23 protein-coding genes are annotated in these 23,046 nt (G+C 59.9%); 14 read left to right on the plus strand and 9 right to left on the minus strand.

Going from position 1 to position 23,046, the window contains the following annotated elements; genetic code table 11:
* Positions 1–28: 28 nt before the first annotated feature.
* The 8 genes from HU727_RS20655 to HU727_RS20690 all read left to right on the plus strand — a co-directional run bounded on the left by HU727_RS20655 (position 29) and on the right by HU727_RS20690 (position 6,992).
* Positions 29–1,351 (plus strand): MFS transporter, encoded by a 1,323-nt coding sequence (locus HU727_RS20655; RefSeq protein ID WP_186533271.1) that lies wholly within the window; start codon positions 29–31, stop codon positions 1,349–1,351.
* Between the two features lie 157 nt (positions 1,352–1,508).
* Complete coding sequence (araD1, locus tag HU727_RS20660) at positions 1,509–2,501, plus strand: AraD1 family protein (RefSeq protein ID WP_186533270.1); 993 nt, start codon at positions 1,509–1,511, stop codon at positions 2,499–2,501.
* 9 nt (positions 2,502–2,510) lie between these two features.
* The gene (locus HU727_RS20665) at positions 2,511–4,091 is read left to right on the plus strand and encodes an aldehyde dehydrogenase (NADP(+)) (RefSeq protein ID WP_186533268.1); all 1,581 of its coding nucleotides are present in this window, start codon (positions 2,511–2,513) and stop codon (positions 4,089–4,091) included.
* Between the two features lie 179 nt (positions 4,092–4,270).
* Positions 4,271–4,582: a DUF5629 family protein gene (locus HU727_RS20670; protein ID WP_186533266.1), complete on the plus strand. Its 312-nt coding sequence runs from the start codon at positions 4,271–4,273 to the stop codon at positions 4,580–4,582.
* Positions 4,569–5,744, plus strand: a complete 1,176-nt coding sequence (locus tag HU727_RS20675; RefSeq protein ID WP_186533264.1) for a lactonase family protein — start codon at positions 4,569–4,571, stop codon at positions 5,742–5,744. The genes HU727_RS20670 and HU727_RS20675 overlap by 14 nt, the downstream gene beginning before the upstream one ends.
* 156 nt (positions 5,745–5,900) lie before the next feature.
* Positions 5,901–6,080: a hypothetical protein gene (locus tag HU727_RS20680; protein WP_186533262.1), complete on the plus strand. Its 180-nt coding sequence runs from the start codon at positions 5,901–5,903 to the stop codon at positions 6,078–6,080.
* 445 nt (positions 6,081–6,525) lie between these two features.
* Positions 6,526–6,738, plus strand: coding sequence for a hypothetical protein (locus tag HU727_RS20685; RefSeq protein WP_186533261.1), 213 nt, complete (start codon positions 6,526–6,528; stop codon positions 6,736–6,738).
* A complete protein-coding gene (locus HU727_RS20690; RefSeq protein WP_186533259.1) occupies positions 6,735–6,992 on the plus strand; it encodes a hypothetical protein in 258 nt (85 codons plus the stop codon). Before HU727_RS20685 ends, HU727_RS20690 begins: the two co-directional genes overlap by 4 nt.
* A gap of 190 nt (positions 6,993–7,182) precedes the next feature.
* Here HU727_RS20690 and HU727_RS20695 read toward each other — a convergent pair whose 3' ends face one another.
* The 3 genes from HU727_RS20695 to HU727_RS20705 are packed head-to-tail and all read right to left on the minus strand — an operon-like array spanning position 7,183 to position 12,646.
* Positions 7,183–7,767: a glutathione S-transferase gene (locus HU727_RS20695; RefSeq protein ID WP_186533257.1), complete on the minus strand. Its 585-nt coding sequence runs from the start codon at positions 7,765–7,767 to the stop codon at positions 7,183–7,185.
* A complete protein-coding gene (locus HU727_RS20700) occupies positions 7,764–11,405 on the minus strand; it encodes an AAA family ATPase (RefSeq protein WP_186533255.1) in 3,642 nt (1,213 codons plus the stop codon). The genes HU727_RS20695 and HU727_RS20700 overlap by 4 nt, the downstream gene beginning before the upstream one ends.
* Positions 11,402–12,646 (minus strand): exonuclease SbcCD subunit D C-terminal domain-containing protein, encoded by a 1,245-nt coding sequence (locus HU727_RS20705; RefSeq protein ID WP_186533253.1) that lies wholly within the window; start codon positions 12,644–12,646, stop codon positions 11,402–11,404. Before HU727_RS20705 ends, HU727_RS20700 begins: the two co-directional genes overlap by 4 nt.
* Positions 12,647–12,913: 267 nt before the next feature.
* On the opposite strand from HU727_RS20705, the gene HU727_RS20710 reads away from it, so the two are divergent.
* The 6 genes from HU727_RS20710 (at position 12,914) to HU727_RS20730 (ending at position 15,946) form a co-directional block, all read left to right on the plus strand.
* Entirely contained in the window at positions 12,914–13,390 is a 477-nt protein-coding gene (locus HU727_RS20710; protein ID WP_186533252.1) for a hypothetical protein, read from the plus strand.
* A gap of 104 nt (positions 13,391–13,494) precedes the next feature.
* Positions 13,495–13,749: a DUF8617 domain-containing protein gene (locus HU727_RS26250; protein WP_496197705.1), complete on the plus strand. Its 255-nt coding sequence runs from the start codon at positions 13,495–13,497 to the stop codon at positions 13,747–13,749.
* Positions 13,750–13,814: 65 nt separating this feature from the next.
* Positions 13,815–14,255 (plus strand): hypothetical protein, encoded by a 441-nt coding sequence (locus HU727_RS20715; protein ID WP_186533250.1) that lies wholly within the window; start codon positions 13,815–13,817, stop codon positions 14,253–14,255.
* 259 nt (positions 14,256–14,514) lie between these two features.
* Entirely contained in the window at positions 14,515–14,877 is a 363-nt protein-coding gene (cdiI, locus tag HU727_RS20720; RefSeq protein ID WP_186533248.1) for a ribonuclease toxin immunity protein CdiI, read from the plus strand.
* 64 nt (positions 14,878–14,941) lie between these two features.
* Positions 14,942–15,283, plus strand: coding sequence for a hypothetical protein (locus HU727_RS20725; RefSeq protein ID WP_186533247.1), 342 nt, complete (start codon positions 14,942–14,944; stop codon positions 15,281–15,283).
* A 360-nt stretch (positions 15,284–15,643) separates the two neighbouring features.
* Positions 15,644–15,946, plus strand: a complete 303-nt coding sequence (locus tag HU727_RS20730) for a hypothetical protein (protein ID WP_186533245.1) — start codon at positions 15,644–15,646, stop codon at positions 15,944–15,946.
* A gap of 102 nt (positions 15,947–16,048) precedes the next feature.
* On the opposite strand, the gene HU727_RS20735 is transcribed toward HU727_RS20730, so the two are convergent.
* From HU727_RS20735 to HU727_RS20760, 6 genes are read right to left on the minus strand one after another with little or no spacing between them, the layout of a single operon-like run.
* On the minus strand, positions 16,049–17,680 hold the full coding sequence (locus HU727_RS20735) for a BatD family protein (protein WP_186533243.1): 1,632 nt from the start codon (positions 17,678–17,680) through the stop codon (positions 16,049–16,051).
* On the minus strand, positions 17,677–19,413 hold the full coding sequence (locus HU727_RS20740) for a vWA domain-containing protein (RefSeq protein ID WP_186533242.1): 1,737 nt from the start codon (positions 19,411–19,413) through the stop codon (positions 17,677–17,679). Before HU727_RS20740 ends, HU727_RS20735 begins: the two co-directional genes overlap by 4 nt.
* The gene (locus HU727_RS20745; RefSeq protein WP_186533240.1) at positions 19,410–20,489 is read right to left on the minus strand and encodes a vWA domain-containing protein; all 1,080 of its coding nucleotides are present in this window, start codon (positions 20,487–20,489) and stop codon (positions 19,410–19,412) included. Before HU727_RS20745 ends, HU727_RS20740 begins: the two co-directional genes overlap by 4 nt.
* On the minus strand, positions 20,482–20,979 hold the full coding sequence (locus HU727_RS20750; RefSeq protein WP_186533238.1) for a DUF4381 domain-containing protein: 498 nt from the start codon (positions 20,977–20,979) through the stop codon (positions 20,482–20,484). The genes HU727_RS20745 and HU727_RS20750 overlap by 8 nt, the downstream gene beginning before the upstream one ends.
* Entirely contained in the window at positions 20,976–21,920 is a 945-nt protein-coding gene (locus HU727_RS20755; protein WP_186533236.1) for a DUF58 domain-containing protein, read from the minus strand. Before HU727_RS20755 ends, HU727_RS20750 begins: the two co-directional genes overlap by 4 nt.
* Before the next feature lie 5 nt (positions 21,921–21,925).
* Positions 21,926–22,885 carry an AAA family ATPase gene (locus HU727_RS20760; RefSeq protein ID WP_007913915.1) on the minus strand — a complete coding sequence of 320 codons (960 nt, stop codon included), beginning with the start codon at positions 22,883–22,885 and terminating at the stop codon, positions 21,926–21,928.
* Positions 22,886–23,046: the final 161 nt, after the last annotated feature.

Below are 23,046 nucleotides of genomic sequence, written 5' to 3' on the forward strand. Positions count from 1 at the left end.
ATAAAAACAACAATCGGAGACCGATCTCATGAGCCAGGAACTGCGGCTTATCCGGCGCATCACGCTGAAACTGATTCCCTTCCTGATCCTGCTGTACCTGATCGCCTATGTGGATCGCTCCGCCGTCGGCTTCGCCAAGCTGCACATGGGCGCCGACATCGGCATCGGCGATGCGGCCTATGGCCTCGGTGCCGGGCTGTTCTTCATTGGTTACTTTCTTTTCGAGATTCCCAGCAACCTGATGCTCGAACGCTTCGGCGCCCGGCGCTGGTTTGCACGGATCATGATTACCTGGGGCGCGATCACCATCGGCATGGCGTTCGTCCAGGGCCCGCACAGTTTCTACGTGATGCGCTTTCTGCTCGGTGCGGCCGAGGCGGGCTTCTTTCCCGGCGTTCTGTACTACATCACCCAATGGTTCCCGGTGCGCCATCGCGGCAAGATCCTCGGGTTGTTCATCCTTTCGCAACCGATCGCGATGATGATCACCGGTCCCGTGTCCGGCGGTCTGCTGGGCATGGACGGCATTCTTGGTCTGCACGGCTGGCAGTGGCTGTTCATCGTCATTGGCACCCCGGCGATCCTGCTGACCTGGCCGGTACTGCGCTGGCTGCCGGACGGCCCGCAGCAAGTGAAGTGGATGGATCAGTCTGAAAAAGACTGGCTGACCGGCGAGCTGAAAAAGGACTTGCAGGAGTATGGCCAGACGCGTCACGGCAATCCGCTGCATGCGCTTAAAGACAAACGCGTGCTGTTGCTGGCGCTGTTCTACCTGCCAGTGACCCTGAGCATCTATGGCCTGGGCCTGTGGTTGCCGACGCTGATCAAGCAGTTTGGCGGCAGCGATCTGGTGACTGGGTTCGTCTCGTCGGTGCCGTACATTTTCGGGATCATCGGCCTGCTGATCATTCCTCGCAGCTCCGACCGCCTGAATGATCGCTACGGGCATCTGGCCGTCCTTTATGTGTTGGGCGCAATCGGCCTGTTCCTCAGTGCCTGGCTGTCGTTGCCGGTCGCGCAACTGGCGGCGCTGTGTCTGGTGGCGTTTGCGTTGTTCTCGTGCACGGCGGTGTTCTGGACGTTGCCGGGGCGCTTCTTCGCTGGCGCGAGTGCAGCCGCCGGGATCGCATTGATCAACTCGGTGGGCAATCTCGGCGGCTACATCGGGCCGTTCGTGATTGGCGCGTTGAAGGAGTACACCGGCAACCTGGCTTCAGGGTTGTACTTCCTCTCGGGTGTGATGGTGTTCGGCTTGATTCTGACGGGCATCGTTTATCGGGTACTGGAGCGCAAGCACGTGCTGCCGGCTGATCAGTTCGCCGCGAGTGCGCGCGGTGCGACCCGAACCTGACGCTTGGAGACAATCACCACCGAACCTGTGGGAGCTGGCTTGCCAGCGATGACGGCGGCACATCCGGCACTGATGTGTCAGACCTATGGCTATCGCTGGCAAGCCAGCTCCCACAGAGTTTTGCACTGTTTCGAATTTTTGTATTAGGAGAGGACATATGCATCTGGTTCAATTCGAATTAACCAACGGCGAACGCCGCGTCGGCGTGGTCGACAACGGTCAGGTCCGCGAAGTGCAGGACGCCCGCAGCGTGCGCGATCTGGCGCTGGCCGCGATCGAAGCCGGCAGCACCCTCGAGCAGCAAGTGCAGACCCTCGGCCTGGGCGCCAGTCACGACTATGCGCAGTTGCTCAACGACCTGCGCATCCTGCCACCGCTGGACCACCCGGACCCGGCGCACATGCTGGTCAGCGGTACCGGGCTGACTCACCTGGGCAGCGCCTCCGCCCGCGACAAGATGCACCAGCAGGCCGGCGACGAAGCGGCAATGACCGACACCATGCGCATTTTCAAATGGGGCGTGGAGGGCGGCAAGCCGGCGGCGGGGCAGGCCGGCGTTCAGCCAGAGTGGTTTTACAAGGGTGACGGCAGCATCGTCGTGCGTCCGGGGCAACCGTTCCCGCTGCCGCCGTTTGCCGAAGACGCCGGTGAAGAGCCGGAGATGGCCGGCCTGTACATTATTGGCAACGACGGTAAGCCGTATCGCCTCGGTTTCGCGGTGGGCAACGAGTTCTCCGATCACGTCATGGAACGCAAGAATTACCTGTACCTTGCTCACTCCAAATTGCGCAGTTGCAGCTATGGCCCGGAACTTCGCACCGGTGAATTGCCTCAACACCTTGCCGGCACCAGTCGAATCCTGCGTGACGGCGAAGTGCTGTGGCAGAACGAGTTCCTCAGCGGCGAGGCCAATATGTGCCACAGCCTGGCGAACCTCGAATACCACCATTTCAAGTACAGTCAGTTCCTGCGTCCGGGCGACGTGCACATACATTTTTTCGGCACGGCAACCCTGTCGTTTGCCGACGGCATCCGCACCCAGCCGGGCGACACGTTCGAGATCAGCCAGGCCGAATTCGGCGCACCGCTGGTCAACGGCATCGCACCGGTCAAAGCGGCTTTTGAACCGGACAGCATCGGCACCCTTTAAGGAGATCCCATGACTCAGATTCTCGGTCACAACTACATCGGCGGTCAGCGCAGCGCCGTCGGCAACATCAAACTGCACTCGGTTGACGCCAGCACCGGCGAAGCCTTGCCGCACGATTTCATTCAGGCGACGGCGGAAGAAGTAGACGCCGCAGCCAAGGCCGCCGCTGCGGCTTACCCGACTTACCGTAGCCTCAGTGCCGAGCGTCGCGCGCAGTTCCTCGACGCAATCGCAGATGAACTCGATGCCCTCGGCGATGATTTCGTGGCTGTGGTCTGCCGCGAAACCGCGTTGCCGGCCGGTCGCATTCAGGGTGAACGCGGTCGCACCAGCGGTCAGATGCGTCTGTTCGCCAAAGTCCTGCGTCGCGGTGATTTCTATGGTGCGCGCATTGACCTGGCACTGCCGGATCGCCAGCCACTGCCACGTCCGGATCTGCGCCAATACCGCATCGGTCTCGGCCCGGTCGCGGTGTTTGGCGCGAGCAACTTCCCGCTGGCATTCTCCACCGCCGGCGGCGACACCGCGTCGGCACTGGCCGCCGGTTGCCCGGTCGTTTTCAAGGCCCACAGCGGCCACATGGCCACCGCTGAACGGGTCGCGGACGCAGTGCTGCGCGCGGCGGAGAAAACCGGCATGCCGGCAGGCGTTTTCAACATGATCTACGGCGGCGGGGTCGGCGAATGGCTGGTCAAGCATCCGTCGATTCAGGCGGTGGGATTCACGGGTTCGCTGAAGGGCGGTCGCGCTCTGTGCGACATGGCTGCGGCGCGTCCGCAACCGATTCCGGTGTTCGCCGAAATGTCGAGCATCAACCCGGTGATCGTTTTGCCACAGGCACTCGCCACGCGTTCGGAAACAGTCGCTCGCGACCTGACTGCTTCGGTGGTTCAGGGCTGTGGCCAGTTCTGCACCAACCCGGGCCTGGTGATTGGTATTCGCTCGCCACAGTTCAGCGCATTCGTGCAGCAGTTGGCCGGCCTGATCGGCGACCAACCGGCACAAACCATGCTCAACGCCGGCACCCTCGGCAGCTATGGCAAAGGTCTGGAAAAACTTTTGGCGCACAGCGGCATCGAGCATCTGGCCGGCAATGCGCAGCAGGGCAATCAGGCGCAGCCGCAGTTGTTCAAGGCCGATGTCAGCCTGTTGATCAACGGTGAGGAAGTGCTGCAGGAAGAAGTGTTCGGTCCGACCACGGTGATTGTTGAAGTGGCCGATCAGGCGCAACTCAGCGCGGCATTGCACGGTCTGCACGGTCAACTGACGGCGACGATCATTGGCGAACCGGCGGACTTCGAGCAATTCGCCGAACTGACGCCGCTGCTGGAACAAAAGGTCGGGCGCATCCTGCTCAACGGTTATCCGACCGGGGTGGAAGTGTGCGATTCGATGGTCCACGGCGGCCCGTATCCGGCGACTTCCGATGCGCGCGGCACTTCGGTCGGCACGCTGGCGATCGATCGTTTCCTGCGCCCGGTGTGCTTCCAGAACTACCCGGACAGCTTGCTGCCGGAACCGCTGAAAAACGCTAACCCGCTGCGTATTCAGCGTCTGGTCGATGGCAAGCCATCGCGTGACGCGATCTAAAGCCAAGCCGATGTCCCCTGTGGGAGCGAGCCTGCTCGCGAACGCGGACTATCAGCCAGTTATTTGTTAACTGGCACACCGTCTTCGCGAGCAGGCTCGCTCCCACAGAGGTTCCAGCAGGGGCCTCTGGATCACATTGGGCTATCATTGGCCCTTTCCCCCTAGAAAGACTGTTTGCCATGACTGCCCAAACCCTTCTCAACGCCCTCGAACACTGCGGTATGGTCGAAATCGATGGCCTGCACGCCTTCGAATTCGCCCTCGACGAGGACGATAACCTGCACATCGAATGCATCGATGGACGCGAGGCCAAGCACTGGGAATTCACCCCGGCGCAGGTCGAGGCCGCGACGTTTGATGAAACGCTGCATAGCTGGCTGATCGAAGGCTTTGCCAGCGACACCAGGACCACCGGCGAGCATCGCCTGGTTTGCATGGGCGACGTGGTCAGCAGCAGCGATGACGAGGAAGAATCTGATGAAAATGCGTAATTTCTGGCCGCTGCTGATGGCCGGCAGCGTCGGTGCGATGGGACTTTCCACAGCGTCGGCCGAAAGCTATCAGCTGCTGGTGGGCACCTACACCGCTGGCTCCAGCCAGGGCCTCTACCGCATGAACTTCGACAGCGCCACAGGCCAGATCGACGCCAAGCCCCTGCAAGTGATTCAGACCGAAAACCCTTCGTGGCTGACGCTTTCCAAAGACCAGTCACGCCTGTTCGTCGTCAACGAGAACGGCCCGGGCCAGAACGATCCGGTAGGCCGCGTCAGCAGCTTTTCGATCGACCCGAAAAGCAAGGCGCTGAGCCTGATCAGTCAAGTGCAGAGCCTGGGCAACGAGCCGACGCATTCGAGCCTCAGCGGTGACGCCAGCCACTTGTTCGTCAGCAACTATTCGGTGATGGAAGATCCGGGCGGCACCCTGGCCGTGTTGCCGGTCGGTGCCGACGGCAAGCTTAAACCGGTGGTGCAGATGAGCGCGCACCCGGCGAGCCGGGTCAATCCCGAGCGTCAGGCGTCGAACCACGTGCACTCAACGGTTTCCTCGCCGGACGGGCGCTACGTGTTCTCCAATGATCTGGGCGCGGACAAGGTTTTCATCTATCAATACGACCCCAAGACCAACCCGCACTTGCCGCTGACCCCGGCGAAAACGGCTTCGGTGGCCATGCCTGCCGGCAGCGGCCCCCGTCATTTGCTGTTCAGCGCCGATGGCAAGCATGCCTGGCTGACCATGGAGATGAGCGCACAGGTTGCGGTGTTCGATTACAAGGACGGCGTGCTCACCCAGACTCAACTGGTTGACCTGGCGGCGGGCCAGCCGACGTCGGACAAGGCCGGCGCGGCGTTGCACGCGTCTGCCGATGGCAAGTTTCTCTACGTCAGCAATCGCGGTACAGCCAACCAGATCGTCGTGTTCAGCATCGACCCGGCGAACGGTCAGCTCAAGGAACTGCAAAAACGTTCGGTGGACGGCGATCACCCGCGTGAATTTGCCCTCGACCCGAGCGGTAAATTTGTGCTGATTGCCAACCAGAAGAGCAACCAGATTGTCGTCGTCGAGCGCGACGCGAAGACCGGTCTGCTCGGCGAAACCGTGCAGAAACTGCCCATGGACGCGCCCAGCGACCTGAAGTTTCTAGTGCGACAATAAGCCACAGGCCCCGCAACCCGGGGCCTGCATCGGTGTATTAATTACGCTGATAACGGTTAATGCTACAAAAGATTTCAAGCGGGCAACCCTCCAGCGTTACGTTTGTTTCACAGCCCGACCGGGCAAACCAAGCAAACGAACACGAGGGTTACCGCCATGAACTTCAATCTTTTCTCCGTTATCGCCGCGTCCGCCATTTCCGCCACCGTGGTATTGCCTGCCAGTGCCAACGTCGAAATAGCCAGCAAAAAATCCCACGCCCAGAGCTACACCCAAAAATACCTGCAACAGAGCGCCAAGTTCTACGCCGCTCTGGATCACAAAACCCAAGCCTGAAATTTCCGTCTCCTTGTTGGAGCTGCCGAAGGCTGCGATCTTTTGATCTTGTTTTTAGAAGCAAATCAAAAGATCGCAGCCTTCGGCAGCTCCTACACGTGTGTGTTCGGTACACACGATCGTTCCCACGCTCTGCGTGGGAATGCAGCCCTGGACGCTCTGCGTCCATTGGAACGCGGAGCGTCCCTTGAGGCGTTCCAACGCAGAGCGTAGGAACGATCAGTAGAAGCAAAACCATCTTGTTTTTAGAAGCAAATCAAAAGATCGCAGCCTTCGGCAGCTCCTGCACGTGTGCGCGTCCAACGCCGATAGGTTTGTTTAACCGCAGGGATAGAGCCGCTAAATAATCAACGGAGCTGATGTTTACTATGGCAAACGCTGAGTGGTTGCTTCGCCTCGTTTGATTAATTCTGTGGCCATCGCAACTTGCCCACGGGAGAACACCATGGCCAGCGCAATCCTCACTTCCGCCAAACGCGGCGCCTACCTGGCCATCGGTCTGTACCTGGCCGTGGTCCTGATCGTCAGCATCGCTTCGCAGATGGAACACAGCTTCGACGCCCCGATCGACGTCGCCCACCCCGGCATTCAGTTCGAATTGCGCTCGCAAAGCGTCATGGTCGACAGGGCTGAGCTCGCAGGAGTCGGTGGCGCATGAAAGGCTATAGACTCTGGGTCATCGCCAGTCTGGCGTTGATGACCAACGGCGCGGCATTGCTGGGCATCGGTCAAGGTTCAGTGGGTGCGCTGGCACGAGCCATAGAGGCCAACCACAACATCGCGCACAACATTGAACGAGCGAACACGCTGGGGCTGCTGGCCGGAAATCCTCCCGCCAAAATCGCCGTCGATTTTCTCGGGCCGTTTGAAGTGGATTGCTCGGCGCTGGGCATGTGCCAGGTGCTGGCCTGACTGATGATCGTTCCCACGCCCTGGTCTGCACCCCAAAAGTTGGACACAACCGATGGGGTGCAGACCACCCTGCGTGGGAACGCAGCCCGGGACGCTCTGCGTCCCAAATCCCAAGCTGGAACGCGGAGCGTCCCTTGAGGCATTCCCACGCAGAGCGTGGGAACGATCGCGACGTAAGGCGGGTTTCTGATTACTTCTTCATGATCGAAGTAAACAACTCGGATTCGAGCAGGCGCTGCAACCAGGCCTGCAATCGCGGATACGGGGCCTGCGCAAACCATTCGCGATCGACGTGAGCGAACTGCCGGACGAAGGGCAGCAGGGCGATGTCAGCCAGGCTCGGATGATCGGCCAGCAAATGATCACGACCTTCAAGCAGCTCATCGAGTTTCTGCAAAAACAATTCGCCTTCAGCCCGATAAGCCTCCATCGGCTGCTCAGGGTAACGCTCGGCGTATTTGTAGCGGTTCAAATGCACTTTGAATACTTGATCATTCGCTTCGATCAATTCGGCGATTCTTGAGTCGCCCTCAAGCAACCAATCATCCGGATCATTCTGCGCCAACGCCCAGCGCATGATCTGCAGACTCTCATCAATCACCAAGCCATCAGCATTCAGCACCGGCACCGTGCCCTTGGGCGAAATCGCCAGCATCTCGGCCGGTTTGGCCTTGAGGCTGACCTCGATGATCTCCACTGGCACGCCGGCATAACGCAGCGCCATCCGCGCACGCATCGCGTAAGGGCAGCGGCGGAAGGAATACAGCGTGTTCATTTCACCTCCAGCGTGCTCAAACCATTGCCCTGACGCCGCACCTGAATCTGCACCGGAATGCGTTCGTGCATTTCCTGCACGTGAGAAATCACCGCGACCTTGCGCCCCTGCGCCTGCAAGCCATCGAGCGCGTCCATGGCCAGTTGCAGGGATTCCGGGTCGAGGCTGCCAAAACCTTCGTCGATAAACAGCGATTCGATTTTCAGCGTGCTCGACGCCATCGATGCCAGCCCCAGCGCAAGCGCCAGTGACACCAGGAACGTCTCGCCACCCGACAACGAATGCACCGAGCGCAGTTCATCGCCCATTTCCGTGTCCATCACCAGCAGGCCCAGCATGCTGCCGCCGCGTTTCAGGCGATAGCGTTTGACCAGTTGGCGCAGCTGCGCGTTGGCGTGATGCACCAGCAAATCTAGGTTGTAGGCCTGGGCGATCTTGCGGAAGGTGTCGCCAGTGGCCGAGCCGATCAGGGCACTGAGTCGCGCCCAGCGCTGGTATTCGGCATAAGCGTCGGCGATCTGTTGGGCCAGCGCCTGATTGGCATTCTGCCGGCGCTGATCCTCTGCCTGTTCGGCCCTTAGCTCCGCGCACTGTTGTTCGCTGAGGTTGAACTGCTTTTGCAAATCGTCGAGGGCGCTGGCGAGTTGTTCGGCATCGAGGTTGCCGGTGTGCTGGGCCTGATGCTCGACCAGACGCTGATCGCGCTCTTGCAGCAGCACCTTCGCCTGCTCGATGGCTTTTTCATTCGTTTGCAGGCGCTGACGCAGTTCGGCGACTTGCGCGTCGTCGAAGCGCAACAGCGCCTCGAGACCGCCGTCATCCAGTTCAGGGTGACGGGCGCGCCAGTCGGTAATTTTGCCGGTCAGATCCTTGTCTTCACTTTCCAGCGCTTGCAAGCGGTCCTGCTGGGCTTTGAGCTCTGCGGCTATCTGCACAAGCTGCGTGCGTACGCTTTGCAGCTCCTGCGCGGTGGTGGTTTCAGCGTGGCGCGCCTGTTCCACCGCCTGTTCCAGTTGCTGCTGCCACTGTTCGGCGCTGGCGTGCTCGCCAAGCAGTTGCGCAAGTTTTTGCTGACAGGCCTGTTGCTGTTCGGTCAGCGCGGCGAATTGCTGTTCGGCAGATTCCGCCTGCTGCACACGCGTTTGCTGGCGATCCTGTTCTTTCTCAAGCGTGAGCTGGCGTTGCTGCTGTTCGGCCTGTTCTTCCTTTTGTTGATCGACTTGGGCCAGACGCTCGGCAATCTCGCGATCAAGCTGCATGAAGGTTGCGGCGGGTTCCGCGCGCAAGGCCTCAAGGGTTTCGCCCGGAAGCAGACTGGCGAGTGCACTGAATTCTTCATCCAGGCGCTGACGGTCGCCGCTCAGTTGCCGCTGCTGATCGCTCAGGTGCTGGGCCGCTTGCTGGTGCGCGGTTTCTGCCTGACGCAATTGCTGAGTCAGGCGCGCGGCGTCCTGCTGCAGAGTGAGCAGGGCGTTCTGGCGCTGCTCGTCCTGGGTGATGCTTTGGTTCAGTTGGTCATTCTGGCGGCCGAGCCAGGCGTCGCGCTTGTCGGCGTCCTGATTGAGCAATTGCGCAGCCAGCGGATGCGCGTCGAGACTCGGCGCAAGCGCCTGTTGCTGCTCGGCAAGCTGCTCCTGCTGCTGCAACAACTCTTTCTGCTGAGCGATGACACCGCCGACCTCGGCGCGAAGCTCAACCAGCTTTTCCTTAAGCTGATCGACCTCACGCTGCGCATTGGCCTGTTCGCTTTCATCATGGCGACCGAGGCTTTGCAGCAGTGCTTCGGGTTGATGATACGGATGCTCGTTGCTGCCACAGACCGGGCAGGGCTGGTCATCCTGCAACTGCGCGCGCAGCTCTTCGACACTGGCACTGCGCGCCAGACGCTGACGCTCCAGCAGCTCGCGGGTGACATTGAGGGTTTGCTCGGCAACGGTCAGTTCGGCTTTGGTTTTCACACCGTCCTGGGTCAGGCGTTCGCGTTGCTGCTGGGCATCGAGTTGCCGCTGTTGCAGCTGCGCGCTGCGCTTGTCCAGATCCTGGCGGGTGGCCCACAGTCGCGACAGGTCTTCGATGGCACGCAACTGTTTGCGGTTGTCCTGCAGCAGCGTGCCAAGAATGCCGATCTGCTCGGCGACCGCATCCGGCTCGGCGCCGGCCTCTTTGAACAGCACTTCGAGTTGCTGCTTTTGCGTGGCCAATGCTTCAGCGCTGCGGGCAGCGTTCTGTTCCAGAGACGCCAGTTCGGTCTGGCCCTTGTTCAGGCGATTGCCGATCAGCACCAATTGTTGCAGGCGATCGCGGTAGGCATTCCACGCATCGCTGAGTGGCGCCAGATGGGCGTTTTTCTCAAGCCCAGCGGCGATATCATCCAGGCGTTTGGCGACCTCGCTGTGCTTTTCGAGCAAGGCCTTGATGGCGCTCTCGCCGTCAGTTCGGGCTTGTTGCGCTGCGTTTTTCACCTCTGCGCTGTGGGCCGCGTCCTTGGCCAGGCGGGCGAGGGTGCTTTGCTCATCAAACGCCTGACGCAACAGCGGCGCGCTTGCGCTTTGCTTGTGCTGCGCTTCGCTCAGCGCCAGTTTCGCCGCCTCGAGGTGTTGCTCCAGCTGCGTCTGTCGCTCAGTCAGTTCGGCCTGCTGCCGGGTGTGCTCGGCGATCTGCGCGGCGAGCGGCGACAGCAGTGCATCCAGCTCGGTTTTGCGCGCGAACTGATGACGTTGCGGGCCGAGCTGTTCGAGTCGCGTCAGGTTCACGCGCTCGCCAGCCAGACTTTCCCATTGCTGCTGGGCACTGTGCAGTTGCTCGGTGGCGGCTTGCTGCGAGTCCTGCAACAGACGCAAATCCTTCAGCCAGCCGTGTTGCTGCTCAAGCTGTTTGAGCTGCGTTTGCTGCAGCTTCAGTTGTTGCCGCGCGGCGTTGAAACGCTCATCCAGCTCAGCCCGCGCTTCGGGCGCAAGCGGCGTTACACCTGTGGCCTGATCCTGCAACAGCTTGTGCGCTTCGCGGGCCTCTTTGGTCTTGTCGAAAGCGCGGCGGCCGAGGCGGGTGTACAGCGCCGTGTCGGTGAGTTTTTCCAGCAGTTCGCTACGATCGTTATCGTCGGCCTTGAGGAACGCACTGAATTCGCTCTGCGCCAAGAGCACGGCGCGGGTGAACTGTTCGAAGTTCAGGCCCAGCGCGGCTTCGAGCTGGGTCTTGTATTCGCCTTTCTGGCTGGCGAGCAGTTGATCCTGATCGATATCGCGCAGGCTCTGCCGGCTGGCCTGCAGCTTGCCGGCAGCCTTCTCACGGGCGCGATTGGCCTCCCAGCGCGCCCGATAGCGCCGGCCATCGACACCGACAAAGTCCACTTCGGCATAGCCTTCTCCGGTGCCACGGCGCAGCAAGGTGCGCGGGTCGCCCGTGGCGATTTCGCCGTCGGCATCCGGGACTTTGGCATCACGGCCCGTGTTGTTCAGCCTCGGTACGGCGCCGAACAGCGCCAGGCACAAGGCGTCGAGCAGTGTGCTCTTGCCCGCGCCGGTGGGGCCGGTGATCGCGAACAGGCCGGCGCTGGCGAGCGGCTCGGCAGTGAAATCAATCTCGAAAGGCCCAGCCAGCGAGGCAAGGTTCTTCAAACGAATGGCGAGAATTTTCATGGCTGCTCGCCCTCCAATTGCACGTCTTGCAGCAGTTCGGCGAAGTCCTTGAGCGTCTGTTCATCGACCTCGTTGCCATAGTTGTCGAGCCACGCGCGGCTGAACAGTTCCTGTGGGGTGAGCTGGTCCAGTTCGATCAGCGTGTTGCCGTCATCGCTGCCATCGGCGCCGCGATTGCCGGCGTACTCGGCGGCGATGCGCACCAGCCGCACGGCTTTGCCTTGCAGCGCGGTCTCCACTTGATGGCGCAAATCCGGCTGCGGCTCATCAAGGCGCACGCGCACTTCCAGCCACGGCTGGCGCTGGGTTTCGGCGAGCAGGTCGATGTTCGGCAGGTCAGCCAGTTGCAGCAGAATCTCGGTCAGTGACGCCGGGCCGATGCGCTGCAGATTGACCGAGCGCGGGATCAATTTCGGCTCGACGCTGACCAGGGTTTCACCGTCCAGAACCACATCGAGAATCTGATGCTGATAACCGATCTCCGAAAACGACAGCGGAATCGGCGAGCCGCTGTAGCGGATGCGTTCTTCGCCGTTGACCTTCTGCGGCTTGTGTAAATGACCAAGGGCGACATAGCTGATGCTTGGCCCGAACAGGCTGGCGGGCAGGGCTTCGGCATTGCCGATGATCAGGCTGCGCTCGGAGTCTTCCGACACCGAACCGCCGGCCATGTGCGCGTGGCTGATGGCGATCAACGCCTGCCCGGGCTGGCGCTTGGCATTCGCCGCGGCGATCAGCCATTCATGCACCTGACCGATGCCACGCAAATAGTTGTCGCCCAGATGCGCGCCAGTGACTTCCGCCGGGCGCAAAAACGGCAGCGCCAGGCACCACGCGGCAACTTCGCCGCTGGCATCGGGCAATGGCAATAACAAGCGTTCGGCATCGAGCTGACCATCGTCCAGCCACAGCACCCGACCCAACGCGTGAGTACGCAAACGCCGCATCAACGGCGCCGGCAACTCGATCCGCGAACCGGAATCATGATTACCGGCAATCATGACGATGGTCAGCGGCGGCTGCTGCTCATGAGCGCTGACTATGAAATCGTAGAGGCGTTCCTGGGCTTTGACCGGCGGATTGACCGTGTCGAAGATGTCCCCGGCAATCAGCAGCACATCCGGCTGCGCCAATTGCAACTGGCGCAGCAGCCATTCGAGAAAACACGCGTGCTCGAAATCGCGCTCCTGGCCGTGCAGGTTTTGCCCAAGGTGCCAGTCGGAGGTGTGGAACAGACGCAAGGTGGACTCCGCTACAGAAAAGAGGTGATGGCCGCAGATGAAATGAGGGCGGCGAAAGAGGGGAGAGTTTACAGATTATTGCGCCGGTGGGGCTTGTCCCAGCGGAACGCCGCAGGGCATTTCGACGATTCGCTCGTTGACGCCCATACAGCGGCTACCTAATATCGAGCCATCGTATTGATATCATTTCAGTCGCAAGCGTTACGTCCAGTCTTCAGCGTTATTCGATAAAGCTGACGCCGGAAGATCGAGTGGGGAGCCAATGTAATGCAAGTGATCAACTCTATACCCTTGGTTATCGACACAGAACCCTTCGACACATGGAAGCAGCAGTGGTCGAATCAGGAAGGCCTGGATATTCATTCGTATATCAACGACCAATGCCACCCGGAACAGATATTGATATTTTCCACGTTGCTGTTCCCGACGTTCATCGTGTCTGAGGGAGGCATCTTCCTCGAGCGGAATTTTTCACATGAAGCGTTCGCGCGCTGCGTGAACCTGGCCGCTGGCGACATGGCGGAGGTTGAGCGGCTTATGAATTATGTGAAGATTTATGAAGTTTTTGGCCAATACGGAAATGGTGTATCGCCCAGAATATTTCTTCAGGTGTGCGAGATGATCGGGTTTGCCTGGCGAATGGTGTTGAAGGAGAAATTCCCGGACACGTTATTCACTGTCGAGGTGTCGAACTCGGATGAGAATTACGGACCGGTGGTTACGTTTTATCAGGTGAAACAATGATTGACACCTTCCCAACGCTCGCTGATAAAAGATTTTTTTCTTAATGTACCCGCCTCAAGAGCGCGGGCGAGCTTTTACATTTCTTGAGTTGAGCCACCAATACAATGCCTAAATTTTCCTGTGTCTGCGGTCAGATAATCAATTTGTCTCATGGTACGTCCGAGTCAGAATATTCGATGGTTGCCGAGCGAAAGATAGATGAGCTGGGTGCTGCCTTGGCAGATCGTTGGTTGTCTGAGGAAGAGTTCTATCAACAGATAGGTGCGGGTGCTACTACTGTTTATCGCTGCAATAAATGCGAACGACTACATATTGATCAGGGTGGCGGAAACTTTTCTTCCTATATCAAGCAGCTATGATAGAGCGCGCCACATGCTTTCGAGTAAGAGTGGGAACTGGATTGTTCGCCAGCAAGAGGCTTCAAATGGACTTTTCAATTGCGGAGTACGGAGCGGTCGGCCCTTTGAATGGAAAGTTGTCCAGAGGTCAAGTGCGCGACATTCTTGGAGCCGGTTTCGAAGTGTTCTGGAAAACAACTGACTCCTTGAATACTACCGATGCTTATATTCAGCTCGATCTTCATGTCTACTACGACGAGCGAGATATAGTTAAAGGGGTAGAGTTTTTCGAAAGAAGCACGGTGTCCTGGAACGGCCACAAGCTGGTAGGCGAAACATCCACGGACGTGTTGGCTTTGTTTCGTCGCCACGGTATTGACCCCGTCATTGACGATGACGGATTTGAAGTCGGTGAGTTGGGTATGGGGTTCTATGTTGACGATGACGACGACTTGATCACCACTTTATATATCAATCTGCGTCGCGAAAACTCATTCAATGGTGTCGTGCCCTTGCAGGAGGCATAGATGATCATCTGCCCAAGATGTCAGCTGGATTACATAGTCTGTGCCCATGTCAAGGCCACTGGGAAAGAGTTATTCATGTGCCCAGAGGCGACGCTATCTGGTTTTCAATTGGGGCGATCGTCGTTGCGCCTTTTCTGGATTTTGGGACTTATATGGAAAGCATAGGCTTGTCGATGCTATGGGGCGAGTTGGACATTGTTTCCGGTTCAGAAGACTCAAGAAATGACAGTGTATGATCCGGCAATGAAGTGAGGTTGTTATGAAGGAGTTGTTCGGCCAGCCATACCGCCAGTCAGACCCTTATTGGATTGTCAAAGGGTATTTTGACAGGATGTATGATGATGGCCGTTTCATCGAGGCGGCCGTCTATATTGTGAGGCGTTGGGGGTTCAGTGTTGATGGAGCATACTGTAACTTCCCTGATGTAAATAGCTCATTTGAAGAGGGCCATTTCGAAGGAGTGGAGTTTTCTTATGGGTATCCCTCTAGCGATGCAGACACAATTGTTGTCAGTGAAGAGGTTTGCATGGAATACCTTCGGCTAGCTTGTGATAAACACCTTCAGCGCCATCCTGAAAGTAAGGCTGAAGTAGATGTTCTCTTAAGTGGGAGCTATATCTGATAAGTAGAAGTGTTCCATTTGTCTAGCGCAGCCAAAAGATCTCCGATCAAGAGAAAGTTGAAAGATGAATGATTTCGAGTCAGTAAAGAAACTGATTATCCAGTTGGTTAAAGATAAAGCCGGTAATTTTGATGGTGACAGTTGGGAAGCTGATTACAAGCTGAACTGGGAAGCTGAGTTGGCGGAAAGGCTAGCAAGCACTTTCTACAATATGGCCAGAGCGGCATCCGCCAAAGAAAATACAGATGATGTCATGTTGAAAGCCGCGTTGCTGAATTCACGAACGGACTTCATGGATCTCGCAAATTTTTTCAGGGATATTTTCGACGATTTGGATGCACTGCTGCGCAAGCCAGTCTGGCCGGATATTCCAGAAGGATTTGATTATCAGGGCTACCACCAGTGAGTTATCCATAGGTGCAGAATGCGACGACATCGGGTCTCTAGTACGGGGCGCGGGTCAGGCTAAAAGGGGACAGATTTATTTTAGGAAATAAATCTGTCCAATTTTTTGCTTCCTGATAACAGAGGTTACGTAGTGGGCAATGCCACAAGAGATGGGCTCGATATCAACAAGATGGTGTTGAGAGATGGGATGCCGAAACAGATTTCAATAATTCAAAAATCTACATGCTCGTGGAGAAGCTGCACGAAAATGCAGCTGTAAGGGGCGAACCATGGAAATCCTTCGTGCTCTCGTATCGCGATGGCGAACAAGTGCGAACGAAATTTGGTTATTGAACCACGGGGCGTCGAACGGACAGGCATGGTCATCGAAGATCTAGAAGTCATTAAAAGCATTTTCCGAATCGTTCATGGCGGCATCGTCCACGGCTACGACTCTTTTCGTTACGAGATCGAAATGGGACAAGGGTTTATGGAGGCCGAGTTGACCGTCGAAAAAAACGGCATTGAAGTGACGGATGCCGAGATCGATTTTGATATTTCTGATGTGTATTTTCTGGCAAAAGAACTAAAAGCCAACGCCGTGCAACGTGGAGAGCCTTGGAAGTCATTCGTCTTGTCATATCGCGAAGGCGAACAAGTCAAAACGAAATTCGAGTATTGATCCCCGACTTTCAGATCAAACGATCGCAGCCTTCGGCAGCCCCCTACACAATCCGTAGGGCCTGCCGAAGGCTCGGGCCGCGATCGGACGATCTTGTGCTTTTCACTTCGGATAAAGCGGCGGTAATCCACTCTCACTCACCGGATCCTGTATGCGCTCGGCGGCGGGAATAGTACGAATTGCCCGCCACAAATCCTCACCCTGCCAATGTTGCCCCGTCTCGCTGTACAGCGCGCCGTTCAACCCGTCCAACGCATCCGATAACGGCACAAACCGCGCGGCCATGTCCGCCAGTGTCTCCGGCTGCTGCCGCGCCCAGGCGTCCAGTGCCTGGCGGGTGGCGTGGGGGTCGTTGGCCTGGCTGGCGCGTTTGATGTCGTCGAGTAGGGTGCGCGGGCTCGGGCCGGTCTGGGCGGCGCGGTGGATTGCCGGTTGCCAGCGCGCGCGCCACCAGAGGCCGAAGCCGAGCAGGGTGGTGCAGGCGAGGATCAGGGTGCTGAGTTTCCACCACCACAGAGTGTCGTTGTCGGCTGTGCTGGGTTGCAGGGTGCCGGCGGGGGTATCGATTTGCAGGCTGGGGTTGTTCGCCACTTGCAGGGTGCGCGCGGGCAGGCTGCTGTGTTCGAGGTGATCTTCGAAGGTGTTCCACCAGACCACGTCGACGGTCGGCAGGTCGATCGCGCCGCTGCGGCTTGGCACCAGGGCTTCGCGTTCCTCGCGGCTGCCGATGATGCCGCGATCGCTGCTCTGGTTGCTCAGCACCGGTTGGTCGGGGTAGCGGCGCAGGCCGTTGACGTCGGTGGCGGGCAGGGCAGGGAGTTGCGAACTGGCGAGGCCTTCGACTTTCAGGGTCAGGCTGCGAGTCAGGGAATCGCCGACTTGAGTGTGATCCGGCTCAGGGCTCCAGCTTTCGCTCAGAGTGAGGCTGCGCGCCGGTAGCCAAGGTGCATCGACCGGATAGGTCAGCGGTTTGGGTTTGACCGTCAGCGGAATTGACGAAGAGCTGACGCGCATCAATTTACCGGGCTTGGGCCCCGAGGCGTCTGGTGATGGTGCCGTATCGACCAACGTAGCGCTGAAAGTCTGCGGCGCGATGGTCAGCAAACCGCTGTGTTGCGGGTAGATCGCATAGCGCATCTCGATCACGCCGTGACGCACGCCATTGATGTCTTTCTCGTAAGTGCGCGTGTCGCCGAGCTGTTCAATGCGCGCATCGGTGATGTGCAACGGGCTCAGGCTGCTGTCGTCGTACAGCGATACCGAATGGTAGATGCGCAGGGTCAGGATGGCCTGGGCCTGCACATAGACGCTGGTCTGATCGAGGCTGGCTTCGATGAACACCGGATCGAGGCCGTTGTTGTCTTCGCGGTTATCGCTGGCGATCACTTGCACGGTGATCGGCTCGCTCTGCGCTTCGCCCAGTTGCAGCGACGGAATTACCACGCTGCCGTTTTCTTTCGGCAACAGGGTGATGATCCAGCGCGTGGTGGCGCGGTTGTCGCCGTTGAGAGTGTTCAACTGGTTGACCTGGCGCGTGCCGCGCACTTCGAACAGCGGCTCCAGTGCCGACAGGTCGGGCTTGCCGAACTGGGTGACGTCGTCCGTTTCGAGGATGAGCTCGACCGTCTCGCCGGAGTTCAGGCGACTGCGATCCACGCTGGCCGTCAGCTCGGCCGCCTCAGCGGAGGCCGTGCAGATCAGCAGGGGCAGCAAGAGAGCGGTGAAGCGGGTCATCGAATGTTTTCCTGATCCTGATGTTGTTGCTGTTCGTACCAGAACTTGCGCCTGAGCAGTTCGCCCGGATCGTCCGGGATTTTGCCCAGCCATTGTTCCAGTGCCTGACGCTGCTCACTTTCGAGGTTGTTCTCGCTCGGGCGCAGGGTTGGCACCGTGTCGGTTTCCTCTTCCTCGTTGCTGCCCGGCACCTCATTGGGGCCCGGTTGCGGCGGGGTGGTGGGTGGCGGCTCACTGGTTGATTCTGCCGACTCTGTCTCGCTGAGGGTTTCGCTGGTAGTCGCCGGTGGTGGTGCGGTAGCGGGCGGCGGCTCATCGCCGGGCAGGCTTTGCTCGTTCGGCTGGTTGTCCGGTTCGGCCGGCGGTGGCGCGTTTTTCTGTTTCAGCAGGTTTTCCACCAGCGCCTTGTTGGTTTGTGCCGGACGCAGGTCCGGTTGCTGTTCCAGTGCCTGTTCATAGGCGTCGATCGCCGCTTCCAGCTCACCGCTTTTGGCCAGAGCGTTGCCACGATTGTAGTGGGCGCGGGCGTCGCTGCCCTCGGCGAAGCGCTGAGCGGCGCCACTGTAGTCGCCGGCCTCGTACAACGCCACCCCTTGCCATTGAGGGTCTTCAAAATGCTGCGCGGCTTCGGCCGGACGTTTTTGTTTGAGCAGGTGCAGACCTTGCTGGTCGGGGCGCAGCCACAGGTCTTCAAAGTCAAAGGCGTAAACGGGTTGCGGCAGGCAAAACAGCAGCGGCAGACAGAACAGCCAGCCACGTCGCCCGGCGCACGCGGCGAGCAACAGCAGCGGCAACAGCAGCCAGTAGCCCTGGTCGGCCCAAGTGTCGAGGCGCACGGTCTGGCCGTCGTCGCGCAGGTTGCGGGGGCCGCTGAGCAACCCGAGTGCGCCGAGATCGCCTTCGTCGAGTCGCGCCGGATGGTACTCGCCGCCGACACTGTTGAGGAACGCGCCGAGGCCCGGACTGTCGAGCTGCGGCACGCGAATCGCGCCTTGCTCATCCTTGAGGAAACTGCCGTCCTCCTGCGCAATCGGCGCGCCTTCGGCAGTGCCGATGCCAAGCATCAGCAATTGCGCCGACTCACCGCTCAATGCCCGGCGGATGCCCAGGCGTTCTTCTTCGTTGAGCGACGAACCAATCAGCAAAATTCTGCCCTGACCGAGCGCGCCTTGCTTGAGCAACGCCAGCGCCTTGCTGACCGCCAGATCGGCGCGGTGACCGCTTTGCGGCATCAGCGACGGTTTCAGTGCGTCGAGCAGGTTGCGACTGGTCGCCAGATCATCCGAGAGCGGCACCAGCGTGTGCGCACTGCCGGCATAGACGACGATGGCGGTCTGCGCATCGCTGCGCGCCTGCAACAGGTCGAACACCTTGCGTCGCGCTTGTTCGAGACGCGTCGGTGGCGAGTCGGCGGCGAGCATTTCCGGGGTCAGCTCCAGCACCACCACCAGCGGGTCGGCGGGTTTCTGGCTGGTCTGTTCGACACGTTCCCAACTCGGCCCGAGCAAGGCCAGAATCGCCAGCAACCACGCCACGCCGAGGGCGATCCACGGCAGTTTGCTCTGACGACCGCTGCCGCCACTGAGCAATGCTGCGTGAAACGCCGGCGGCAGAATCATCTGCCAGCGTCCGGCGCGTTTCTGTCGGTGCCAGAGTTGCCAGAGCAGCCAGCCGAGCAGCGGCAACAGCAACAGCCACCAGGGGCGGAACCAGTGCGGCCACAGGGCGATCATCGACGCCTCCGCAAACGCAAACGTTGCAGGCGCTCACGCCAGTCGGGCAACGGACTCTGCAAATACAGTCGCTTTGTCAGCAGGCGATGCAGCGGGTTGTCCGGCCACAATTCACGGGCGACCAGCAACAGGCTCAACCACAGCGCCAGCGCCAGAGGCCAGTGATACAAGGCTTGCGCCGGTCGCGCCTGAGTTGGCTGCTGGGTGACCGGTTCGAGCTGGTCGAGGGTGTCCTTGATTGCTTGCAGTTCCTTGCCGTCGTGGGCGCGGAAATACTGGCCGCCGGTGACGTCTGCAATGGCTTTGAGCGCGGGTTCGTCAAGGTCCAGACTCGGATTGACCCCGAGCAGGCCGGTCGAGCCGCTGTCTTCGGGATTGGCGCCGATGCCGATCGGATAAATCCTCACCCCTTCGCTGGCAGCGAGTTTCGCTGCGGTCAACGGATTGATCTCGCCGCCGTTGTTGGCGCCGTCGGTGACCAGAATCAATACGCGGCTTTGCGCCGGGCGCAGGCGCAGGCGTTTTAGGGCCAGACCGATGGCATCGCCAATCGCGGTGTTCTTGCCGGCGATGCCGATGCGCGCTTCATCGAGCCACACGCGCACGGTGCGCCGATCGAAGGTCAGTGGCGCTTGCAGATAGGCCTGGCTGCCGAACAGGATCAGACCGACGCGGTCGCCCTCGCGGCTTTCAAGAAAGTCGCCGAGCAAGTGCTGGACCAGCGACAGGCGGCTGACTTCTTCGTCTTGCCACTGCATGTCGGGGAAATCCATCGAGCCGGACACATCCACCGCCACCAGCAAATCACGGCCGCTGGCGGCAATCGGCAGCGGTTCGCCGAGCCATTGCGGACGCGCAGCGGCGATCAGCAGAATCAGCCACAGCAGCATAAAGGGCGCCTGCTGACGCCATGCGGGCAAGTGGGCTCGGGCGCGGCGGCGGGCGAGGCCTTCCAGGTCAGCGAGGAAACTGACTTTCAATGCCGGCTCGCCGCTGTCGGCCGCCGGCAACACCAGACGCATCAGCCACGGCAGCGGCAACAGCAGGAAGATCCACGGCCAGGCGAACTCAAACATGTTTGCGAATCCACGTGTCGACCGCCTGGGTCAGGCCGGCGATGGCTTTGTCATCGAGTTTGCATTCCGGTTTGTACGCGCCTTCGACCAGCACCATCCAGCGCGTCAGGCCGGCGGCGGGGCAACGGTTATCGAGGAAGGCCAGCCATTTGCGCCCGTTGAGCGTATGGCTTTGGCTGTACGGGTAATGGTTACGGCACAAGCGCTTGAGCAGACCGTTGAGTTGCTGCAGCCAGGCGCCGGCCGGGGCGCCGTCGTATGGTTTGGGCATCTGCGCCAGTTCGGCGAGGGCGGCGATGCGCACCGGATCCAGAGGTTGTTCCGCGCGCTCGACAGGTCGTTTTTTCACCGGGATGAAACGACGCAGCTTCCATCCGGCGACACCGAGCAGCGGCAAAAGCACGAGCAGCAGCCACCAGCCCGGCGCTGGGGGCCAGAAAGCTATCGGCGGCGGGGAAATCAGTGGTTGCAGTTGTTCGAGGCCGTTCATCGACCTTTCCCCGGACGCTGCGGATTCAGGAATTCGCGCATCTGCTCGACCATTTCGCTTTGCGTGCTCAACGGCATCAGCAATACGCGAAGTTTTTGCGCGAGCAATTCCCAGCGGGCGATGCGCGCTTCGGCCTGGGCGCGATAAGTCTGGCGCAAGTCGAAGTTCAGCGTGTCGATTTCCAGTTGCGCGCCACGCTCGGCGAACCTCAGCAGGCCGGCGGCGGGCAGGGCGTGGTCCAGCGGGTCGGACAGCGGCAGCATCAACAGATCGCAATGGCGCGACAGCAGGCTCAGTTGCTGCTCGGCGCTGTCGGACAATGCGCGCTCATCGCAAATGACGATCGCCAGGCTGCCCGGCCGAAGCACTTCTCGCGCCCGCCGCAGAGCCACGCCAAAGGCATCGCGATCCGGCTCGCGCTCGCTGTGCAACGACTGATTGACCTTGACCAGACGGTTGAGCAGTTGCAACAGGCTTTGCTTGCTGCGTCGCGGCTTGATTTCGTAATGCTCGTTGTCGCCGAACACTAGCCCGCCGACCCGGTCGTTGTGGCCGAGCGCGGCCCAGCCGATCAACGCCGCGACTTGCGCCGCCAGCACCGACTTGAACATTAGCCCCGAGCCAAAAAACAGCCGCGTGCTTTGCTCGACCATGATGAAAATCGGCCGCTCGCGTTCTTCATGGAACAGTTTGGTGTGTGGCTCCTGCGTGCGTGCGGTGACGCGCCAGTCGATGGTGCGCACGTCATCGCCGGCCTGATAGACCCGCACCTGATCGAAGTCGACGCCACGCCCACGGAATTTCGAGTGATGCAGGCCGATCAGCGGGCTGCGCTGACTCGGCGTTGAAAACAGCTGGACTTCGCGCACGCGGTGACGCATTTCGATCAGCTCGGCGAGGCTGATGCGAATACCGGGCTCGGAAGGCAGGCTGACGTTCACGGGGGTCAAGCGACGGCGACGACGTCGAGAATCCGCTGCACCACGCGGTCCTGATCGATGCCGGCGGCTTCGGCTTCGAACGACAGGATGATGCGGTGACGCAACACATCGAACAGCACGGCCTGGATGTCTTCGGGGCTGACGAAATCGCGGCCGGCCAGCCAGGCATGCGCGCGGGCACAGCGGTCCAGCGCAATCGAACCGCGCGGGCTGGCGCCGTAAGCGATCCACTCGGCCATTTCCGGGTCGAACTTGGCCGGGTTGCGCGTGGCCATGACCAGTTGCACCAGGTATTCCTCCACGGCGTCGGCCATGTACAGACCGAGGATTTCCTTGCGTGCGGCGAAGATCGCCTGTTGGCTGACCCGACGCTCGGGCTTGGTCTCGCCGTTAAGCGCTTCGCCACGGGCTTGCTGGAGGATGCGGCGTTCGACGGCGGCATCGGGGAAACCGATCTTGACGTGCATCAGGAACCGGTCGAGTTGAGCTTCCGGCAGCGGATAGGTGCCTTCCTGTTCGATCGGGTTCTGCGTGGCCATCACCAGAAACAGGGGCGACAGTTCATACGTGCTGCGGCCAACGCTGACCTGGCGCTCGGCCATCGCTTCGAGCAGCGCCGATTGCACCTTGGCCGGCGCACGGTTGATTTCGTCGGCCAGCACCAGGTTATGGAAGATCGGACCTTGCTGGAACACAAAGCTGCCCGTTTCCGGGCGATAGATTTCGGTGCCGGTGATGTCGGCAGGCAGCAGGTCCGGTGTGAATTGAATCCGATGGAACTGGGCTTCGATGCCCTCGGCGAGTTCTTTGATCGCTTTGGTCTTGGCCAGACCCGGGGCGCCCTCGACCAGCATGTGGCCGTCGGCAAGCAAGGCGATGAGCAACCGCTCGATGAGTTTTTCCTGGCCGAGAATCTGCGTTGAAAGAAAGGTTCGCAGCGCCAGCAGCGCTTCACGATGTTCCATCGGTGACTGTTCCTGGAAAGGGGTGGCCCGAGGCGTTCGGATAACGCCGGGGCTGGGGGCGTTACTTTAATGCATCGCGGGGGGCGGCGACTAACGGCATTTTGTAGAAAAGAGCAAAAGATCGCCGTCTTCGGCAGCTCCAGGATTGGAATGCAATCACC

The organism is Pseudomonas khorasanensis, from assembly GCF_014268505.2.
GTDB lineage: Bacteria > Pseudomonadota > Gammaproteobacteria > Pseudomonadales > Pseudomonadaceae > Aquipseudomonas > Aquipseudomonas khorasanensis.

Bases quoted from the DNA above. Each gene is read 5' to 3' on its own strand.
- HU727_RS20655 (WP_186533271.1), top strand. From the start codon at position 29: ATGAGCCAGGAACTGCGGCTTATCCGGCGCATCACGCTGAAACTGATT.
- araD1 (WP_186533270.1), top strand. From the start codon at position 1,509: ATGCATCTGGTTCAATTCGAATTAACCAACGGCGAACGCCGCGTCGGC.
- HU727_RS20665 (WP_186533268.1), top strand. From the start codon at position 2,511: ATGACTCAGATTCTCGGTCACAACTACATCGGCGGTCAGCGCAGCGCC.
- HU727_RS20670 (WP_186533266.1), top strand. From the start codon at position 4,271: ATGACTGCCCAAACCCTTCTCAACGCCCTCGAACACTGCGGTATGGTC.
- HU727_RS20675 (WP_186533264.1), top strand. From the start codon at position 4,569: ATGAAAATGCGTAATTTCTGGCCGCTGCTGATGGCCGGCAGCGTCGGT.
- HU727_RS20680 (WP_186533262.1), top strand. From the start codon at position 5,901: ATGAACTTCAATCTTTTCTCCGTTATCGCCGCGTCCGCCATTTCCGCC.
- HU727_RS20685 (WP_186533261.1), top strand. From the start codon at position 6,526: ATGGCCAGCGCAATCCTCACTTCCGCCAAACGCGGCGCCTACCTGGCC.
- HU727_RS20690 (WP_186533259.1), top strand. From the start codon at position 6,735: ATGAAAGGCTATAGACTCTGGGTCATCGCCAGTCTGGCGTTGATGACC.
- HU727_RS20695 (WP_186533257.1), bottom strand. From the start codon at position 7,767: ATGAACACGCTGTATTCCTTCCGCCGCTGCCCTTACGCGATGCGTGCG.
- HU727_RS20700 (WP_186533255.1), bottom strand. From the start codon at position 11,405: ATGAAAATTCTCGCCATTCGTTTGAAGAACCTTGCCTCGCTGGCTGGG.
- HU727_RS20710 (WP_186533252.1), top strand. From the start codon at position 12,914: ATGCAAGTGATCAACTCTATACCCTTGGTTATCGACACAGAACCCTTC.
- HU727_RS26250 (WP_496197705.1), top strand. From the start codon at position 13,495: ATGCCTAAATTTTCCTGTGTCTGCGGTCAGATAATCAATTTGTCTCAT.
- HU727_RS20715 (WP_186533250.1), top strand. From the start codon at position 13,815: ATGGACTTTTCAATTGCGGAGTACGGAGCGGTCGGCCCTTTGAATGGA.
- cdiI (WP_186533248.1), top strand. From the start codon at position 14,515: ATGAAGGAGTTGTTCGGCCAGCCATACCGCCAGTCAGACCCTTATTGG.
- HU727_RS20725 (WP_186533247.1), top strand. From the start codon at position 14,942: ATGAATGATTTCGAGTCAGTAAAGAAACTGATTATCCAGTTGGTTAAA.
- HU727_RS20730 (WP_186533245.1), top strand. From the start codon at position 15,644: ATGGTCATCGAAGATCTAGAAGTCATTAAAAGCATTTTCCGAATCGTT.
- HU727_RS20735 (WP_186533243.1), bottom strand. From the start codon at position 17,680: ATGACCCGCTTCACCGCTCTCTTGCTGCCCCTGCTGATCTGCACGGCC.
- HU727_RS20740 (WP_186533242.1), bottom strand. From the start codon at position 19,413: ATGATCGCCCTGTGGCCGCACTGGTTCCGCCCCTGGTGGCTGTTGCTG.
- HU727_RS20745 (WP_186533240.1), bottom strand. From the start codon at position 20,489: ATGTTTGAGTTCGCCTGGCCGTGGATCTTCCTGCTGTTGCCGCTGCCG.
- HU727_RS20750 (WP_186533238.1), bottom strand. From the start codon at position 20,979: ATGAACGGCCTCGAACAACTGCAACCACTGATTTCCCCGCCGCCGATA.
- HU727_RS20760 (WP_007913915.1), bottom strand. From the start codon at position 22,885: ATGGAACATCGTGAAGCGCTGCTGGCGCTGCGAACCTTTCTTTCAACG.